Genomic DNA, 19086 nt, shown 5'->3' on the forward strand with positions numbered 1-19086 from the left:
AATCAACACACGAAAGGAATCGACCATTCAGCCGCCGCTCACCGGCTCGGTCATGCCGGGCGACGGCGCGCGCCCACGGAACGACGTCCGTGACGACCAGGAGGAGATCATGAAACATCCGACGCAGAACGCCATCCCCGAACCCGGCCCGCTCGACGGCCCGATTGCTCACGCGCCTTCCCGGCATGCAGTGCTCGACAGCCCCTACGCCTGGTATGCACTGATCGTCATGACGGGAACCTGTGCGCTGTCGTACATCGACCGGCAGTTGCTGAACCTGCTCGTCGACCCGGTCCGCCATTCGCTGCGGATCAGCGATACGCAATTGAGCCTGGTGCAAGGGGCGGCGTTCGTGGCTGCCTACCTGATCGCCGTCCCGCTCTTCGGGCGGCTTGCCGATACCGCGAATCGCCGCAACGTGCTGGTCGCGGGGATTGGGGCGTGGAGCCTGTTCACCGCACTGTGCGGGCTGGCCGACAGCTACGAAAAGCTGTTCGCCCTGCGCTTTTGCGTCGGGGCCAGCGAAGCGTGCGTCATCCCGGTCTGCTACTCGCTGATCGCCGATCACTTCTCGACCCGACACATTCAGCGCGCCGTCAGCATCTTTCATGTGGCACCGCTGTTCGGCAGCGGATTCTCGCTCCTCGCGGGCGGCGCGGTCTTCATGCTGGCCGGCGAGATGCGCACGTGGCTGCCGATCCTGAACCCGCTCGCCACGTGGCAGATGGCGTTCGTGCTGGTCGGGTTGCCCGGCCTGCTCGTCGCCGCCATCGTCGCCCTCACGGTGCGCGAGCCCTCGCGCCAGCAGGTGCGCCATTCGGCTGCCGGCGACCGGACCTATTCGCTGCGCGAAACGACGGCGTTCATCTGGCTGCATCGCGGCTTCTACGTCCGCATCTATCTCGGCATCGGCATGCTCGCGATGATGGTGCTCGGCATGCCCGCGTGGCTGCCGACGTTCCTGGTGCGCGTCCACGGCGCCGCGCGCGCGACGGTCGGGTTCAACTTCGGCCTCGTGGTGATCGTCTTTGCGACGGTCGGCACGCTGATCGGCCCCTGGGTCAGTGCCGCCGTATTCGAAAAGCGCGGGTACGCGGACGCGCCGCTGCGCACGGCTGCCTGGTCGATCGTCGGCGCCGTGTTCTGCTGCGCGGCGATACCGTTCATGCCGGACATGCGCGGCACGCTCGCGATCACGGCGGCCGCCGTGTTCTTCTACAGCCTGCCGACGGGCGTGATGGCGGCGACACTGCAACTCGGCACGCCAGGGCGCATGCGCGGCACGATCGGCGCGCTGTACAGCCTCTGCGGGCAGTTGATCGGCTTCGGACTGGGCCCGACCACCATCGCGCTCGTCACGGACAAGGTCTTCAAGGATCCGAACAGCGTCGGCTATTCGATCGCGATCGTCTGCCCGATCGCGTCGATCGTCGCATCGTGGCTGCTGTTCACCGCGCTGCGCCACTACCGGGCGCTGCTTCAGGCCACGCGGCAGCACGGCGGCGAACCGCACCGCCGCACCTGACCGAGCGAGGCCGCTCCGCCGGTCATCCAGACGACCGGCGGACGGCCCCGCATTCGCCCACGCGAAAAGCGACGGCCCGCTCAGCCCTTGCCGATCGCCGCGCGCGTGCCGCCATCGACGGGCAACACGGCGCCGTTGACGTATCGCGCAGCATCGCTGACGAAATAGAGGACGGCACCGGCCACGTCATCCGGCTGCGCGATGCGTCCGAGCGGCGACGCACCGTACGGCCGGTAGCCCGACGCGGCGGTCGCACCGAGCACCTGCCCGAGCATCGGCGTCTCGACCGTGCCCGGCGCGACCACGTTGAACGTCACGCCGCCCGGCGCCAGCTCGACCGCAAAGGCGCCCGACATCACGTGCAGCGCCGCCTTGGTCGCGCCGTAGAAACCCGAGCCGGCCTTCGGGCTCATCCCGGCCACCGAGCCGACAAACACGACGCGCGACGGATCCGCCACGCTCGCGCCTCGCCGCAACCCCGGCAACGCCGCGCGCACGCAAAGCCACGGCCCCATCACGTTGACGCCGAACATCAGCTGCAACGCGTCAGGCGCATGATCGGCGAGCGGGCCCGGCCGGATCACGCCGGCAGAACAGATCAGCGCGTCGATGCGCACACCGTCGCGCAGGATGGCGGCAAACGCCTCGTCCACGCTGGCCGGGTCGGACACATCGCAAACGGCATGCCGGAAACGATCGCCGGCCCCGAAGGCCTGCGCCTGTTCCCGCAACCCGTCGGGCGACAGGTCGAGTCCCCATACGTGCCATCCCTGCGCGAGCAACTGCGCCACCGTGCAGCGCCCGATGCCCGACGCGGCACCGGTCACGACGGCAAGTTTTCCGATCGATTGGGTCATGTGCGGTCACTCCATGCTCGTCGAACCGGTTGCATACGGTCCGCCGCAGCCGGCGCGCAGCACATCGAGGGTTCGGTTCATTCGGCTTGTCTCCCGGAAATTGAAGGGTTTTTCTCGGGAGACATTGAATATCCGCGTGCAGGCTTGCATCAACGGCGACGGCAACGTGTTGCCGTACATTGAAATCGGCGCGGCCTGCTCGTGCACGCTGCGGCCATCAGCTACGCCGCAGCCACGCCGCATCAATGCCCCGCGTCGGCAGCGACCTGAGACTGACGCCGATATTGCGTCGGCGAGCACGACATGATTCGCTTGAACGCAGCACTGAACGAGCTTTCCGACTTGTAGCCCAGCGAGAATGCAATCGACGCCACGTTCTCGCTGCCGTCGCGCAGTCGCCCCGCCGCCATCAGCATGCGCCAGCGCGCCAGGTAGTCCATCGCCGTGCTGCCCACCAATGCCTTGAAGCGCTGCGCAAACACGGTGCGCGAAATGAGTGCGACCTCGGCGAGTTCTTCCAGCGTCCACGCACGGTCGGGCTGCGCGTGCATCGCGCCGATCGCGAGGCTGATGTGTCGATCGGTCAGTGCGAGAAACCATCCCTTCGGCAGCGCGTTCGATGTGCCGAGAAACAGCCGCAGCACCTGCACGAGCATCACGTGCGCGAGGTAGGTGGACATCAGCACGCCACCCGGCTGCGGCGTGTGCAATTCGGCGACCAGTTGATCCAGCGACCAGCGCAACACCTCCGCCTGGCTCGATGCCCGCGGGATGTTGATGATGTGCGGCAGCGCATCGAACAGAACGGCGGCATGGTTGCCGGAGAACACGAAGTGTCCGCAGACGAGCAGCACCTCGCCGCCGCCGTTGTGCAACGCCACCTGGTTATGGGTGATCGCGTCCATGAGGTGTTCCGCGTTCTGCGGCGGCAACGCCGGATCGGACGACAGGACGAAGCGGCTCCCGCGGTTCAGCAGGAAGCAGTCGCCCTCGTCGAAGCGGATCGGGTGTTCGAGATCGTCCGACACACCCCAGCACGTGCCGCGCATCAGCGCGGCAAATTTGACGCCCTCGTGCGGCGGAAAGTCGAACGACCACGCGCCGGCGGCATCCAGGCCCGCGTAGTACTGGCTCCGGGGCTGGAGCAGCGAGAGCACGTCTGAAAGGGGATCCATCACGAAATCCGTACGATCGAATAAGAATTAGGTACTTTAAAGCATGGTTCGTACGCATCTCAAGGACTAACATGCCGCTATCGATTCACGATCGAATCACCGCAGAGGACCCCGAACATGAAATCCGTGACGTTCAAGAACAGCTCGATCGACATGGCCGCGACCCTGTATTTCCCCGCCGGCTTCGACGAGAACCACACGTATCCCGCCATCGTCGTCACCCATCCGGCGGGCGGCGTGAAAGAGCAAACGGCAGCCATCTACGCGGGCAAGCTCGCGCCCGAAGGCTTCGTCACCCTCGCCTTCGACGCGTCCTTTCAGGGCGAGAGCGGCGGCGAGCCGCGCCAGCTCGAAAACCCGCATGCGCGTGTCGAGGACATCAGCGCGGCCGTCGACTACCTCACGACGCTGCCCTATGTCGATCGGGAGCGCATCGGCGCGATGGGCATCTGTGCGGGCGGCGCCTATACGGTGACCGCGGCGCTGTCCGATCGCCGCATCAAGGCCGTGGGCGCCGTCAGCGCGACCAACTACGGCGCGATCCTGCGCAATGGCTGGGAAGGCCGCAGCGACCTGAGCGGTGCGTTCGCGATACTGGAGAACGCCGCGAAAACCCGTACCGACGAAGCGAACGGCATCGACACCGTCTACTACCCGATCGTGCCGACGACCGCGGCAGATGCACCGAATGCGGACCTGGCCGAAGCGGTCGAGTATTACCGCACGCCGCGCGCGCAGTGCGCCACGTCGCCGAGCACCGCGCCGGTGCGCAGCCTGATGCAACTCGTGACGTTCGACGCGTTCCACCTGGTCGAACTGTTCCTGACCCAGCCGATCCAGCTCGTCGCCGGCGAGGAAGCGGGCACGCGCTGGATCAGCGAAGACCTGTTCCGTCGCGCCGCGAGCAAGGACAAGCATCTGCACATCGTTCCGGGCGCATCGCACGTCGGCCTGTATGACAAGCCGGACTGGGTCGGCGAAGCGATGTCGAAGCTCGGCCCGTTCTTCAAGGCCAGGCTCTGAGCACACGCGCCGTCCGGACAATCGACGCCGGGCGGAGTCACGTATGGACCCGGCTGGATCAGCCGGCACGCCGGAGCCCCGAAGGCCCGGGCATGACGCATCCCTCCAGCCTCCATTCATCGCCAACCATCTGGATACCAAAGCAATGTTCAGCCATGTCAACCTGGGCAGCAACGACCTTGCACGATCGCGGAAGTTCTATGACGCCGTGCTCGCCGTCGTCGGTGCGCCGCCGGGCGCCGATATCGATTTCAACTCGCCGCGCATCGTGTACCAGCACGACAATTGCCTGCTGGTCATCACGTCGCCGATCGACGGCAAGCCGGCCTCGATCGCCAATGGCGGAACCATCGGGTTTGCGATCGGCAGCATCGAGCAGGTCGAGGCCTTTCACGCCGCCGCCCTGGCGCACGGCGGCAGCACCTGCGAAGATCCGCCGGGCGAACGGAGCACGCCGTTCGGCGCGTTTTACCTCGCCTACGTGCGCGATCCGGACGGCAACAAGCTTTGCGCGTTCCACAAACCTGCGTGAGCAGGCGGGATTCGGGCTGCCGGCGTTGACAGGCGGCACGATCGCCGTCGCATGACGGCCGATCCGGCTGCCGCCCGAGCCGCTCCGAGCCCGATCCGTTCCGCCGGCCGCACGCCGCACGCCGCTCACCGTGAGTGGCGCGCACCGCCGGCTACATCCCCATGTACGCCCGCCGTACGTCGTCGTTCGCCGCGAGGTCCGGTGCCGGCCCGTGCGCCACCACCATGCCGCCTTCGAGCACGTAGCCGTAGTCCGCGATGCCGAGCGCGATCTCCGCGTTCTGTTCGACCAGCAGCACGTCGACGCCGTCCCGGCTGACTTCGCGCACCACCCGTGCGATGTGGTCGACGACGGCCGGCGCGAGCCCGATCGTCGGCTCGTCCAGCAGCAGCAGCTTCGGTTCGGCCATCAGCGCACGCGCCACCGCCACCATCTGCTGCTGGCCGCCGCTCAGCGAGCCGGCCGGCTTGTCGAGCTTCGCGGTCAGGTCCGGCAGCAACGACAGGCAGCGCGCCATGCTGCGTGCGATGCCCGCGGTGTCGCGTCGGCTGTACGCACCGAGTTCGAGGTTCTCGCGCACGGTCATCGGACCGAACAGCCGGCGCCCTTCGGGCACCATCGCCAGGCCATGCCCGACGAGTGCGTTCGGTGGCAGCCCGCCCACCGGCCGGCCGAACAGGCGAACCGCGTCGCGCGTCGCGGGCAACAATCCGCTCACGCATTTCAACAGCGTGGATTTACCGGCGCCATTCGCGCCGATCAGCGTGACGACCTGTCCGCGCATCACGCGCAGGCTCACGCCATGCAACGCGGGCACGACGCCGTACGCCGCGTTCAGGTGGGTCACCTCGAGGGTGGGCGCGTCAGTCGACATTCACGTTCCCCAGATAGGCGGCCAGCACTTGGGGATCCTCGCGGATCTCGGCCGGCGTGCCGGTGGCCAGCAACTGACCGTGATGCAGCACGTAAAGCCGGTCGCAGGTTCGCATCACGGCTTTCATGTTGTGTTCGACGAGCAGGATCGACGTGTCGAAGCGATCGCGAATCGTGCGGAACGTCTCAAGCACCGCGGCCACCTCGGTCTGGTTCAGGCCCGTCAGCGGCTCGTCGAGGCACAGCAGCCGCGGTCGCGGCGCGAACGCGATCGCGATGCTCACCAACCGCTGCAGCCCGTGCGGCAAGTCGCCGGCGGTGTCGCCGAGCACCTGCTGCAGCCCCACCAGCTCGGCCGTTTCCCGCACGCGCCGCGCGCGTTCGCGGTGACTCGTCCCGCGCATGCCGCCGATCGCGCCGATCAGGATGTTGTCCTCGACCGTCATCGTGCGCATCAGGCTGCCGTGCTGGAAGGTCCGCACGAGCCCGTGCCGGCTGATCGTCTCCGGGGAGCGGCCCGTCATGTCGTGCCCGCCGATTTCCAGCCGGCCGCCGCTCGGCACGAGAAAGCCGCTGAGCAGGTTGAACGTCGTGCTCTTGCCCGCGCCGTTCGGGCCGATCAGCCCGAGAATCTCGCGCTCGCGAATTTCGAGGCTCAGGTCCGACACGGCCAGCAGCCCGCCGAAGCGTCGCGACAGGCCCTCCGCACGCAGCCGGACCGACGGCGTGTTCATCGTGGTCATCGCACGTCTCCCGTCACCGACGGCAGCGCCGTCTTCACGCGCACGGTGCGGCGGCGCGCCAGCCATCCCGTCACGCCATCGGGCATGAACAGCACGCCGAACACGATCGCCGCACCGTAGAAGATCTGCTCGCCGCCGCCGAAGCGCTGCGCGACGCTCGCGAGCAGCACGAGCAGCACCGCGCCGACCACCGGGCCGAGCGCGTGCCGTTCGCCGCCGACCTTCAGGTACGCGAGCGCGAACGTCGACAGCATGAAGCCGAAGTCGAGCGGGCTGATCACGTTGTTCGAAAACGCCTGCAGTGCGCCCGCCATGCCGGTGACGAACGACGCGATGCAGAAACACAGCACCTTCATCGCATGCACCGGAATGCCGACCGAGCGCACGACGTTGTCGTTGTCCCGAATCGCGACGAACACGCGCCCGACGTGCGAGTGCTCGATCCACGCGAGCAGCAGGATCAGCACGCCCGCCACCGCCACCACGAAGGTCGGGAAGCAGTCGCCGAGCAGCGCCGGCGGAAAGATGCCCACCATCCCCGAGTTGCCGCCCAGCCATTCGGACCGCGTATACAGGATGCGCAGCGCCTCGGTGAACGCGAACCCGATCAGCAGGAAGTACGGGCCCTTGACGCGCAGCGTCACGTAGCCGAATACGGCGCTGACCAGCAGCGCGACGACCCCGCTCGCGAGCAGCGCGATCGCGAACGGCAGTTGCCACAGCGTCGTCGCGGCGCCGCTCGCATACGCGCCGAGGCCGAAGAACGCGGCGACCGCGAAATTGAGCTCGCCGATCAGCAGCACGAAGCGCAGGCTGCTCGCCATCATCGCCGCGATCGCGATCCAGATCACGAGGTTCCCCGCGTAGCCGGAGCCCGCGGCGACGCTCAGCACTGTGGCCAGCACGACGGCCGGCAAGCCGAAACGAAAGCAACGATCATTCATGGCCGAGCAGCCCCTTCGGTCGAACCAGCAGCACCGCCATCACGAGGACGAAGATCGCGAGGCTCGCGACCGACGGATCGAAATAAAAGCCGACGAAACTCTCGACGACCGCGATGAACAGGCTGCCGAGGATCGCGCCGGCCACGCTGCCCATCCCGCCGATGACGACGGCAATGAAGCCCTTGACCAGGTACGCGTCGCCGAGCGTCGGCGTAACCGCGGCCACCGGCGCGATCAGTGCGCCCGCGACCGCGCCGATCGCGGTGGCCGCGACGAAGCCGCGAAACGCGATGCGCCGGTACGGAATGCCTTGCAGCATCGCAGCCTCGTGGTCGATCGACACCGCGCGCAATGCCTTGCCGAAGCGCGTGCCGCCGAGCGCCAGCGTCACAAGCAGCGTGAGCGCCGCGGCCACGCCGCACAGCACGAGGCGCTGCGCGGCGATGCTGACGCCGAGCACGTCGACGTTGCCGTCGATCAGCGGCGGCACCGGGCGCACGCCGCCGCCGAACAGCTTCATGAAGCCGCCCTCGACCATCAGCACGAGCCCGGCCGACAGGATGAACGAGCCCGTCATGTCGCGCTCGACGCGCTTGAAGCCGGCCTCGTAGACGAGCGCGCCGAATGCCGACGTGACGATCACGCCGAGCGCGCAGGCGATCGCGTACGCGAGCCACACGGGCCGGCCGCCGCTCGCGAACCACGGCACCGTCACCGACACGACCAGCGCCGACAGCGTGAAGAACTGGCCGTGCGCGAAATTGACGATGCGCAGCACGCCGAAGATCAGCGTCAGCCCGAGCGCGAACAGAATGTAGACCGCGCCGATCTGCAGCGCGGTGAAGATCAACTGGAGAAGCGTCTGCATGAAACCGCCCGCATCGAAAGGTTGGGTGCGGCGACGCTCAGCGCAGCTCGCCGGACGCGATGCGCGTGACTTCCACGAGCTTGCCGTCCTTGAGCTGCGTGACGATCACCGGCAACAGCATCTGCTGCGGCGAGCCGTACACCGCCTTGCCGCCGAATCCCGACTGGCTGCCGTAGAACGACGTGAACGTCACGCCGCCCATCGCCTTCGCGACGTCGGCCGGTGCGGTGCTCTGCGCCTTCTCCATCGCCGCCTTCAGCGCATAGACCGCGTCGTAGATGCCGATCTGCACCGCGTTGATGGAATCGCCGGTCGCCTTGCGCACGCCGTCGTCGAGCGCGCGCTGATGCGCGGTCGCGGATGCCCCGTCGAGGCTCACCGCCGCGCCCAGGTAGACGCCCTGCACCGCGCTGCCGCCCGTCGCGATCAACCCGCTCGCGCCGGTGCCCACCTCGACGATCTTCACGCCGTTCCAGCCGAGGCCGCCCAGCTCCTTGAACACGATTCCCGCATCGGCCGGCGGCGTCGAGCACAGATCGATGCCGTCCGGCTTGAGCGCGCTCAGCTTCGCCGCGACCGGCTGGAATTCGCTGCTGCCGCGCTCGTACCAGTCGCTCGACACCACCTTGACACCCACCGCCTCCCACGCCTTGCGCGCGATCTTCTCGGTTTCCTGCCCCGTCGCGTCATTCGGGTTCAGCAACGCGACGGTCTTGATCGGGTGCGTCTTCGCGATGAAGCCGGTCAGCGGCCGCGCGATCTCGAGCGTGGTGTTCATCTGCGTGAACGTCAGCGGATAGCTCGGCCCCTTGATGCTCGCGCCCCATGCGGTCGTGAACAACAGCACGCCCTTGCGCTCGGTCAGCGACTGCAGTGCGCGCACCGGCGCCGTGCCGATGCTGCCGGCGACGAACTTCACGTCGTCCTTGTTGACCAGCGCCTGCGCGACCTTGGCGCCGTCCGCCGCGTTGTACTTGTTGTCGTAGGTCACGCACTCGAAGTTGACCGTCTGACCCTTGACCCGCACGCCGCCCGACGCCGCGATCTCGGCGGCCGCCTTGCGGCACAGCCAGTCCGCGCCGACGCCCCACGGCGCACCGGAGCCGGACAGCGGCACCGACAGCCCGAGCTTGATCGTCTCGCCCGCCGTCGAGAATGGAACATGCGCGCAACAGGCGATGGCGATCGAAGTGCGCAGCAGGCGGCGAATGGTCGGGTGCAACATGGCGGTCTCCTCCGTGAATGGGGCTGTTTGTGGAAAGCATTAGATTCGCCCTCCGAAGGAAGAACAACGCGCATGCCGGAACGGTTCCGTACATCAAAAGCGAAGGACGCGAAACGATCTGGACAATCAGGGGAAATCCCGACGAACGGCGCACCGGGCGACGGCTTCTCAGCGCTCCATCGGGAACACGTGCAGACGGATGACGATTCGCCGTGCGGTGCCCGCTGCCCTTTTCCGTACGCGGCACGCGGTGCGTCACGGCATGCCACCTTTGCAGTCCGAACCAGCCGTCCCGTTCGCCGACGACAACGCATCGTCGCACCGTCGGCGCCAATGTACGGAACGCGCAACCGCTCGCGATTGACCGCTCGACGTGGCGCTCAGTAGCATCGGCCGCGCTGCGTATCGCCGCATTCGGGTTTCGGTCATGCCCTTCCGCCGCCGCCGCGACGAACGCGCATCGCATGCAACCGGACGGGTCGGGGCCCGTGACGACCGGTACATCGACAACAACGAGGAGATCTCACGACAATGAAGCTGTCATTCAAGCAGCGACTTGCGTTGCCGCTGGTGCTGAGCCTGCTTTGCCTGGTCCTGCTGTCCGTCACCGATGCGTACCGGAGCCGCGAAATGCGCCTCGAAGAACGCAAGCTCGATCTCGTTCATGCCACGCAGATCGCGCTCGCGACGGTCGACACGTTCGCGAAGCGGGCCGCCTCGGGCGCGCTGAGCGTCGACGACGCGCAACGGCAGGCAATGGACGTCATCCGGGGCATGCGCTACGGCGAAGCGGGCTACGGCTACTTCTCGATCGTGAATTCGAAGGGCGTGGTGCTGATGTATCCGTTCGACGCGTCGCTCCAGAACAAGTCGCTGAACGAACTGAGCCCGAAGGTCGCGTCGATCATCCAGGCGCAGATCGACGCGACGCGCCAGACCGGCAGCGCCTTCCAGCGCTTCGATTATCCGAAGGAAACCTCCGGGGTCACGACGGACGCTGTACGGGTCGCGTTCATCGACACCTATCGGCCGTGGGACTGGATCATCAACACCAGCCTGTTCGTCGACGACATCGATGCCGCGTTCTACGCGAGCCTGGCGAAAAGCCTCAGCATTTGCGCGGCCATCGCGCTGGTGATGGGCAGCATCGTCATGGTGATCAATCGCGGCATCGTCCGCACCATGGGCGGCGAGCCCGGCTATGCGGTCGAGATTGCCGGCCGCATCGCGGCGAACGACCTGACGGCCGCCATCGTGACGGCGCCGCACGATCGCGGCAGCGTGCTCTATTCGATGAAGCGGATGCAGGCGAATCTGTCCGGCGCGATCAACGGCATCAAGACGAGCGCCGATTCGATCGCGTCGGCGGCCGCGCAGATTTCGGCCGGCGATCTCGATCTGTCGCGGCGCACCGAGCAACAGGCGGCGTCGCTCGAGGAAACGGCGGCGAGCATGGCGGAACTCTCGTCGCGGGTCAACCAGAACACCGACAACGTGCGCCAGGCGAGCCAGGTCGCGGTGCAGGCCGTGCAGGTGGCCGAGCGCTGCAACGGGGTCGTCTCGCAGGTCGTCGACGCGATGGGCAGCATCGACGCCAGCTCCGGCCGGATCGCCGAAATCGTCGGCATCATCGAAAGCATCGCGTTCCAGACCAATATCCTCGCGCTCAATGCCGCGGTGGAAGCGGCGCGGGCGGGCGAACAGGGGCGCGGGTTCGCGGTCGTCGCGTCGGAGGTGCGTTCGCTCGCGCAGCGTTCGTCGGCGGCGTCGAAGGAGATCCGCGGCCTGATTCACGAATCCGTGGATCGTGTGCGGGGCGGCGTGGCGCTCGTGAACGCGGCGGGCACGTCGATGGCCGAAATCATGCAGGCGATCTCGCGCGTGACCGACCTGATGGAGGAAATCGCGGCCGCTTCGACCGAGCAGGGCCACGGCATCGACCAGGTCAATCAGGCCGTGTCGGAGATGGATCGCGCGACGCAGCACAACGCCGCCTATGTCGAAGAAGTAGCCGCCGCCGCGCAGTCGCTGGACGACCAGAGCAGGCAGCTCGTCGCGATGATCTCGACGTTCATCGTCCGCGACGACGACGACGCGCCGCCGCAACTGGAAGCGCTCGATGCACGCCCGCCTGCCGCGTCCGCGTTCGGGAAGCACGCCGCACCGGTGCGCGAATCGTATGCGGTGTAGCGCGCGACCCATCGGCTGAGCGAGACCGCGCGGGCCGGATCGCGGAGGACCGGCGGCCCGCCGCAGGCGGTATCAGCGATCCAGCAATCGCCCCAGCCGCATCATCGTGACGTTCACGCCGAGATGGCGCATCGACGGTTGCACGATCACGCAGTTGTCGTACGGCGTGACGATCACGTCGTCGCCGTCGCGCGCGATCTCGGTGCCGGCTTTCTCGATCACTTCGAGCCCCGTGAACGGCTGCGAGAACCGGAACGCCATCGATCGCGCGATGACCGGCTCCGTGATCTCGACGAACTTCTGCCGCACCGGCGCGGCTTGCGTAAGAAACGTCGCGACGTCTTCGCGTGTGACGACGCCTGCATGCAGCAGGAAACGCGCCGCGCTGTCGAGCGCGACATCGCGTGCGCTCGCGGCGAAGTGCTGGCCCGTCTCGATCAACAGCGCATTCTTCGCGCTCGCCGGATCGCCGAAGCCGCCGTAGTCGCGCAGCCGCGTGCCGTTCGCATGGCCGCGATCGATGATCACGTGCTCCGGCGTGCCGATTGCGGCCGCCAGCGCGATCGCCTTCTCGAGCGGCCCGGTCATCATCAACGGCGCGGACGCTTCGTGCATCGAATGAATGTCAAGCAGCAGGTCGACCGTATCGAGCAGCGGACGCATCGCGCGCGCACGCGCAAGCTCGCGGCTGTCGCGCGCGCCGTCGAGCGCGGCCGGCGTCCACACGCGATTCATGTCTTCGTCGAGGTAGCGCGTCGCATCGGCGTTCTCCGCACTGAAGTGCTCGTACGCGCCGACGTTGCCGAAGCCGAGCGACAGGCGGCCCGCAACCGGGCGCAAACCCGCGGCCAGCAACGTGTCCACCGCGATCGCGCCGCTGACTTCGTTGCCGTGCGTCAGCGCGAGGATCATCACGTGCTTGCCGGGCCGGCCGCTGTCGAACGTGTGCAGATAGTCGATGCCCGTATTGCCCGCGCGCCAGCGCGAGATGTCGGGGAAGGCCACTTCGATCGGATAGGCCGGCAATGCGGCGCGGATGGCTTCAAGCGTGGTCATGTCGGAAAGGCTCAACAGGGTTCGGGAAAGGCGCAGCCGGCGTGGGCCGGTTGCGCCGGATTCGGGCCAGGGGCCGGCGCGTCACGCCTCGGTCGCGCGAGTCGACGGCGCGGTAGCGGCGGCCGCACCGCGCATCCGGCGGCCGAGCGAGATCACCGACGTGATCCCGAGCACGGCTGTGGCCATCACGTAGAAACTCGGCGCCAGCTTGTTGTGCGTCGCGTCGATCAGCCAGGTCACGATCAGCGGCGCGAAGCCGCCGAACAGCGTCACCGAGAAGTTGTACGACAGCGCGAGGCCCGTGCCGCGCGTGCTCGTCGGGAAGATGTCGGCGAGCAGCGCCGGCAACGGCGCGAGACTCACCGCGATCAGCAGGCCGACCAGCGCCTGCACCGCGAGCAGCGTCTCGACCGTCGGATAGCGGTTCAACATCACGAACAGCGGCCACGTCGTGACGCCGACCAGGATCAGCGCGATCAGCATCACGCGGATGCGGCCGAAACGATCCGACAGGTGCCCGACGACCGGCGCGGCGACCATCAGCATCGCGCCCGTGACGACCGCGCCGAGATACGACGACGTGGCCGGGATATGCAGCTGCTTGACCGCGTAGGTCGGCATGTACAGCTTGTGCACGTAGTTGAACGCCGTGGCCGTCGCGACGACGCCCGCGCCGAGCAGCAGGTTCGCGCGATCGCGGGCGAACACGTCGCGCAGCGGCGACTTCGCGCGCCCCTTCTCGCCGAGCCGACGGAAATCGGCCGGTTCGTCGATGTTGCGGCGGATGTAGAGCCCGACCGGGCCGATCAGCAGCCCGACCGAGAACGCGACGCGCCAGCCCCATGCATGCAGCTGGTCGGTCGTCAGCAGCAGGCTCAGCAGCGCGGACACGCCGGCCGCGAGCACCGTCGCGAGCCCCTGCGTCGACATCTGCCAGCTCGCGAAGAAGCCGCGCCGTTTCGCATCGGCCTGCTCGACCATGAAAGCGGTCGCCGCGCCGAATTCGCCGCCGGTCGAGAAGCCCTGCAGCATCCGCGCGACGATGATCAGCAGCGGCGACGCGATGCCGATCTGCGCATACGTCGGCGCGAACGCGATCATCGCGGTGCCGAGCATCATCAGCCCGATCGACATCGTCAGCGATGCCTTGCGGCCCGCGCGGTCCGCATAGCTGCCGAGCACGATCGAGCCGAGCGGGCGCGTGACGAACGAAATGCCGAATGTGCCCACCGACAGCAGCAGCGAAGTCGCCGCGTCGTGCGTAGGGAAAAACAGCTGGCCGATCACGATCGCGAAATAGCCGTAAATCAGCAGATCGTAGAACTCCAGCGCGTTGCCAATGCTCGCGGCGCAGATCTCGCGCCACGGGTTGTGCGGGGCCGGCGTCGCGGCGTGCGTGTTGCGGGTCATCCCTTGTGCTCCTCCGGTAATGCTGGCCGTCAGGATTTTGAAAGACGGCGCGCGGCGTGGCCGGCGGCCGTTCGGGCCAGTCAAGCGCGGAGTGTAGGCAACGCGGGGCGGGCGTTCGTGCCGTTTCGGCACGCAATCGTGCCGATCGGCGCGCGGCCCCGCCGCCGCTGCCTGCGGAGGCTATGCCTCGCCGTCTTCGCGTGACGGCGCGGTGCGCCAGATCGCATCCAGTACCGGGTGCGGATCGTTCCGGCGCCGGTACAGCGCGATGTCGAAGCCGATCTGCCAGTCGGCGCCGCCGACGATCGCAAGCTCGCCGCGCCGCACGTCGTCGGCGACGAGCCGCTGCGGCAACCACGCGAGGCCGAGCCCGCGACGCGCCATCGCGAGGATTGCTTCGTACGAATCGGCCTGGTACACGGGGCGCAACGTCGGGCGGTTCGGCATTTCGGCCAGATGGCGCGCCAGCACCGCGCGCAGCGTCAGCATGCGCGCGAACGCGAGCCACGGCACCGGCGCCTGCCCGGCCGGCAGCCGGTAGCGCACGCTGCCGCGCGCGTCGAATGCGCTGACCGGCACCAGCACCTCGCGCGCGACGGACAGCCAGTCGAAGCGGTCGCGATCGATCAGCAGCCGCGTATGCGGGCTCGAATAGACGATCAGCATGTCGGCATCGCCGGCCGTGAGCTGCAGGATTGCTTCCTCCGCGCTGCCGGTCGATATGGTCGCCGTGAAGAAGCCTGCGCGCGCAACCGTTTCGTCGTACCAGTCGGGGAAGAAGGTGGCCGAGAGCGTGCGGCCGGTCGCGATCCGGAGATTGTTCTCCAGCACCGGCGCCGCTTCCTGAAGTTGCGTGCGGGCGCCGTGCAGGATGTCGAGCGCGTTCGACGCCGCATCGAGGAACACGGTGCCGGCCGCCGTCAGTTCGAGCGGCTTCGTGCGTGCGATCAGGCGCGTGCCGACCCATTCCTCGAGTGACCGGATGCGGCGGCCGAACGCCGGGTGCGTGACGAAGCGGTTCTCGGCTGCGCGCGTGAAGCTGCGCGTGCGCGCGAGTTCGACGAAGTCTTCGAGCCATTTCAGTTGCATGGCTGGGCTCCTGGGTGGGCGATGAGGTGCGGGTCGGGCTCGCTCGCGAACGGCATGCGTGACGCGAGCGGCGCGGGCCGCGAGTGGCGCCCGATCCTACAGCACCTGCGGTGCATCGCGCAGCACGGCGCGCAGCGCGGTATCGAACGGCGTCGCGTGATCGATCCCGGCCGAGCGCACGCGCGATGCGTCAAGGTGGCAATCGTAGGGGCGCGGCGTCGCGTCGGTCGGCTGGTCGATCCGCTTGAGCGCGGCGTCGATGCCGAGCGCGGCCGCGATCCGCTGCGCGATGTCGTACTTCGTCATCGGCGCCTCGCCCGACCAGTGACGGAGGCCCGTGATCGACGCCCCCGCGAGATGGCGCAGCGTCAGGTCGCGGATGACGTCCGCGACGTCCGGCGTATAGGTCGGGTAACGAATCGCCCATGCGTCCATGCCGACCGCGTCGGCGCCCGGCCGGGCGGAGGCGACGATCGCCGGCACGAGGCTCGTGACCGCCGATTCACTCCAGTCGACGATCGGGCCGAAGAGCAGCGGCAGGCGCAGCACGCACGACAGCGGCGACGCGGCGAGCAGTGCCGCCTCGCCTTCCAGCTTCGTGCGGCCGTAGATGTTCAGCGGATTCGGGGCGGCGTCCTCGCGGTACGGGGCCGCCTTGCCGTCGAAGACGTAGTCGGTGGAGATGCCGAGCGTCCATGCGCCGTAGCGCGCGGCGAGCGCGCCGATGCGGGCCTGGGCGGTGACGTTTATAGCGCGGGCGCCGGCAGGGTCGCGTTCGCAGACGTCCGGGCGGCGTTCGGCCGCGCAGATGATCACGGCAGCCGGTTGGCGGGTGGCGAAGAGGTGTTCGAGGGCCGGCTCGTCGAGGACGTCGAGTTCAGCGAGGTTCTCCGGGGGCAGTGCGAGGCGTTTTGCGCCTGCGCCTTGCGGGTTCCGGATCGTTGCGACGAGGTTCAGCGACGATTCGCGGGCCAGGGATGCGGCAACCGCGCGGCCGAGGAGGCCGGCTGCGCCGATGAGGAGGATGGTCGGGTGCGGCACGGTAGCTATCTATGAAAGGGGAACGGGGATCCCCAATCTATACAAGAACGGGCAACTGATGTCGACTCCCCTGCCAGGTCGGCTGCGTTTTATCGAGTCGGTTGCAAGCATGTCGACCGTCGGCGTCCACGGATCCTTTGGAGGCAAGCCGGTCACTACTTCGCGTCAATAGGCATTTGCCGACGCGTCGTCGCTCGTCGCGGTGCCCGCGTTTTTATCCGCTCGATCAACGACGCCTCTCGGGGTTCAGAACCTTCAGGTAAAAAGACGATCGATTTCGAACACGCGCGTGAACAACAACCAGAACAACACGACGTCCAGCGCCAGCATCACCACGACACCCATCGCGACGCCCACGCTGTTGTCGGTCGCTTTCTTCTTGGGTTGTACAGTTGCATCATCCGGTGACACCCGACATTGCGCCTCCACCTCCGCCGGCCAGCGCGGCAAGCTGCTCATTCGTATGGCCAGCCAGCGGAACAGGCCCGCGAGCGTCGTGACCGGTGCGAACAACACCGCGAACGGGCCAAACATCTGCCATAGGCGGTACACACCGTAAAGAAACGGTTCACGGCGGTTTTCGATGGGCAACAACAGATCCGGCACCGGCACACTCGTCGCCCCTTCCTCCATGTAACGACGGATGTATTCCCAGTGTGCAAGCAATGGTTCGTCCGGCCCGATACCCTTCGGATGAACCGGCATGACGGCGCCCAGGTAAAACGCATGCGTCACTTGCCCGTTTGCGTCGGGCAAATAGCCGAGCACGCCCCAGTTCAATCCGCCCTTCTTCAGGCAGAACACCAGTTTGTCCCAGTCGAGTGACCACACCCCGTCGGGGCCGTTGTGCTGGAACACATGAACCTTGCGTGTGGCGCGCACCAGCCGGATCGGCTTGTAGGTATAGCCCAGCATGTCCTGCTTCCACTGATAACCCATCAGGATAACCAAAGGTGTCCCGATCGCGCCCGCAAAAATTGCAGCCGATACTGCCGCCACCAAATTATCGATAGTCTTGAAGTTGAGAATTACATCAATCAATGCAGCATATGAAATAACCAGGATCGGCAACGCCATCAGCGTATAAACCATCCCGCCAAAGCCACGCCGCATATAGCTACCGTCTGCCACTTCCATATAGGTGTCATTGCGAGCCACTACCATCTCCAGCGATACCGGTTCACCTTCGATGGACGTCGGCCGCGTTTTATCGAGTCGGTACGCAAGCATGTCGACTGTCGGCGCCCACGGATCCTTTGGAGGCAATCCGATCACTACTTCGCGCCAATAGCGCTTGCTGAACAATTGGCTCCAGTAGGCCTTTGCCGACGTGTCGTCGCTCATCTCGGTACTCGCGTTGTTATCCGCTTGATCAACGACGCCTCTCGGGGTTCAGGACCTTCAGGTAAAAAGACGATCGATTTCGAACACACGCGTGAACAGCAACCAGAACAACACGACGTCCAACGCCAGCATCACCACGACTCCCATCGCGACGCCCATGCTGTTGTCCGTCGCTTTCTTCCTGGGTTGCACGGTTGCATCATCCGGGGACACCTGACATTGCGCGGCCACTTCCGCCGGCCAGCATGGCAGGCTGCTCATTCGCATGGCCAACCAGCGAAACAGGCCCGCCAGCGTCGTGAGCGGAGCAAACAAAATCGCGAACGGGCCGAACATCTGCCACAGTCGCCGCACGCCATAAAGGAACGGCTCGCGACGATTCTCGATAGGCAGCAGAAATTCCGGAACAGGCATGCCCGCCGGACCTTCTTCCATGTAACGACGAAAGTATTCCCAGTGTGCAAGCAACGGCTCATCCGACCGCATACCGCCCGGGTGGACCGGCATGACGTTGCCGAGATAGAAAGCCTTCGTCACCTGACCGTTCTCGTCAGGCAAATAACCTAGCGCCCCCCAGTTCAGCCCGCTCTTCTTCAAGCAGAACACCAACTTGTCCCAATCGAGCGACCAGGTGCCGCCGGGGCCGCTGTGCTGGAACACGTGAACCGTGCGTGTCGAGCGCACCAGCCGAATCGGTTTGCAGGTATAGCCCAACATGTCCAGCTTCCACTGGTATCCCACCCAAACAAACAAAGGGATGAACATTAGAAAAATCAGCAAGGAAGCGAAAACCAGAGGGAGTGTCACTCCGTAATTTGAAAAACCATAAAAAGGGATAGCCAAGAAGGCAATAATCGGCAATTCAAACAATGAAAACACCATTCCACCGAATCCACGCCGCGCATACTGGCTGTCGGCTACTTCCATGTAGGTTTCGTTGCGTACGACTACCATGTCCAGCGAAGCCGGTTGGCAATCTACTTTCGCTGGCTTTGCTTTACTGAGGACGTAAGCAAGCATCTCCCCCGTCGGCGCCCAAGGCTCCTTCGGAGGCAATCCAATCACCACCTCGCGCCAATAGCGCTCGCTGAACAGTTGTCCCCAATAGGCCTTCGCCGACGCGTCGTCGCTCATCTCGGCATCCGCGTTGTTATCCGCTTGATCAACGACGCCTCTCGGGGTTCAGGACCT

17 protein-coding genes are annotated in these 19086 nt (G+C 66.4%); 4 read left to right on the top strand and 13 right to left on the bottom strand.

Annotated features, from left to right (window positions below; all coding sequences use genetic code 11):
- Positions 1–109 precede the first annotated feature (109 nt).
- Positions 110–1525, top strand: a complete 1416-nt coding sequence (locus tag BCEP18194_RS05190; RefSeq protein WP_157687126.1) for an MFS transporter — start codon at positions 110–112, stop codon at positions 1523–1525.
- 80 nt (positions 1526–1605) lie between these two features.
- Here BCEP18194_RS05190 and BCEP18194_RS38660 read toward each other — a convergent pair whose 3' ends face one another.
- Positions 1606–2382, bottom strand: a complete 777-nt coding sequence (locus tag BCEP18194_RS38660; protein WP_011350275.1) for an SDR family NAD(P)-dependent oxidoreductase — start codon at positions 2380–2382, stop codon at positions 1606–1608.
- A 242-nt stretch (positions 2383–2624) separates the two neighbouring features.
- The gene (locus BCEP18194_RS05200; protein WP_011350276.1) at positions 2625–3557 is read right to left on the bottom strand and encodes an AraC family transcriptional regulator; all 933 of its coding nucleotides are present in this window, start codon (positions 3555–3557) and stop codon (positions 2625–2627) included.
- A 117-nt stretch (positions 3558–3674) separates the two neighbouring features.
- On the opposite strand from BCEP18194_RS05200, the gene BCEP18194_RS05205 reads away from it, so the two are divergent.
- Together BCEP18194_RS05205 and BCEP18194_RS05210 are read left to right on the top strand one after the other, a co-directional pair.
- Complete coding sequence (locus tag BCEP18194_RS05205; protein WP_011350277.1) at positions 3675–4580, top strand: alpha/beta hydrolase; 906 nt, start codon at positions 3675–3677, stop codon at positions 4578–4580.
- Between the two features lie 43 nt (positions 4581–4623).
- On the top strand, positions 4624–5112 hold the full coding sequence (locus BCEP18194_RS05210; protein ID WP_011350278.1) for a VOC family protein: 489 nt from the start codon (positions 4624–4626) through the stop codon (positions 5110–5112).
- 151 nt (positions 5113–5263) lie between these two features.
- Here the strand turns inward: BCEP18194_RS05210 and BCEP18194_RS05215 are convergent, their stop codons facing one another.
- The 5 genes from BCEP18194_RS05215 to BCEP18194_RS05235 are packed head-to-tail and all read right to left on the bottom strand — an operon-like array spanning position 5264 to position 9765.
- On the bottom strand, positions 5264–5986 hold the full coding sequence (locus BCEP18194_RS05215; RefSeq protein ID WP_011350279.1) for an ABC transporter ATP-binding protein: 723 nt from the start codon (positions 5984–5986) through the stop codon (positions 5264–5266).
- On the bottom strand, positions 5976–6728 hold the full coding sequence (locus BCEP18194_RS05220; protein ID WP_011350280.1) for an ABC transporter ATP-binding protein: 753 nt from the start codon (positions 6726–6728) through the stop codon (positions 5976–5978). Before BCEP18194_RS05220 ends, BCEP18194_RS05215 begins: the two co-directional genes overlap by 11 nt.
- Positions 6725–7672 (bottom strand): branched-chain amino acid ABC transporter permease, encoded by a 948-nt coding sequence (locus tag BCEP18194_RS05225; protein ID WP_011350281.1) that lies wholly within the window; start codon positions 7670–7672, stop codon positions 6725–6727. Before BCEP18194_RS05225 ends, BCEP18194_RS05220 begins: the two co-directional genes overlap by 4 nt.
- Positions 7665–8540, bottom strand: coding sequence for a branched-chain amino acid ABC transporter permease (locus BCEP18194_RS05230; protein WP_011350282.1), 876 nt, complete (start codon positions 8538–8540; stop codon positions 7665–7667). Before BCEP18194_RS05230 ends, BCEP18194_RS05225 begins: the two co-directional genes overlap by 8 nt.
- Positions 8541–8577: 37 nt before the next feature.
- Positions 8578–9765, bottom strand: a complete 1188-nt coding sequence (locus tag BCEP18194_RS05235) for an ABC transporter substrate-binding protein (protein WP_011350283.1) — start codon at positions 9763–9765, stop codon at positions 8578–8580.
- A gap of 531 nt (positions 9766–10296) precedes the next feature.
- On the opposite strand from BCEP18194_RS05235, the gene BCEP18194_RS05240 reads away from it, so the two are divergent.
- Complete coding sequence (locus BCEP18194_RS05240) at positions 10297–11955, top strand: methyl-accepting chemotaxis protein (protein WP_011350284.1); 1659 nt, start codon at positions 10297–10299, stop codon at positions 11953–11955.
- 72 nt (positions 11956–12027) lie between these two features.
- On the opposite strand, the gene BCEP18194_RS05245 is transcribed toward BCEP18194_RS05240, so the two are convergent.
- The 6 genes from BCEP18194_RS05245 to BCEP18194_RS39230 all read right to left on the bottom strand — a co-directional run bounded on the left by BCEP18194_RS05245 (position 12028) and on the right by BCEP18194_RS39230 (position 19029).
- A complete protein-coding gene (locus BCEP18194_RS05245; protein ID WP_011350285.1) occupies positions 12028–13011 on the bottom strand; it encodes a succinylglutamate desuccinylase/aspartoacylase domain-containing protein in 984 nt (327 codons plus the stop codon).
- A gap of 81 nt (positions 13012–13092) precedes the next feature.
- On the bottom strand, positions 13093–14421 hold the full coding sequence (locus tag BCEP18194_RS05250; protein ID WP_011350286.1) for an MFS transporter: 1329 nt from the start codon (positions 14419–14421) through the stop codon (positions 13093–13095).
- A 180-nt stretch (positions 14422–14601) separates the two neighbouring features.
- Positions 14602–15510, bottom strand: coding sequence for a LysR family transcriptional regulator (locus tag BCEP18194_RS05255; protein ID WP_011350287.1), 909 nt, complete (start codon positions 15508–15510; stop codon positions 14602–14604).
- Between the two features lie 96 nt (positions 15511–15606).
- Positions 15607–16551: a dTDP-4-dehydrorhamnose reductase family protein gene (locus BCEP18194_RS05260; RefSeq protein WP_011350288.1), complete on the bottom strand. Its 945-nt coding sequence runs from the start codon at positions 16549–16551 to the stop codon at positions 15607–15609.
- Between the two features lie 255 nt (positions 16552–16806).
- Positions 16807–17895 (bottom strand): DUF6708 domain-containing protein, encoded by a 1089-nt coding sequence (locus BCEP18194_RS39225; RefSeq protein WP_011350289.1) that lies wholly within the window; start codon positions 17893–17895, stop codon positions 16807–16809.
- A gap of 57 nt (positions 17896–17952) precedes the next feature.
- On the bottom strand, positions 17953–19029 hold the full coding sequence (locus BCEP18194_RS39230; protein WP_011350290.1) for a DUF6708 domain-containing protein: 1077 nt from the start codon (positions 19027–19029) through the stop codon (positions 17953–17955).
- Positions 19030–19086: the final 57 nt, after the last annotated feature.

It is taken from the genome of Burkholderia lata, assembly GCF_000012945.1.
GTDB lineage: Bacteria > Pseudomonadota > Gammaproteobacteria > Burkholderiales > Burkholderiaceae > Burkholderia > Burkholderia lata.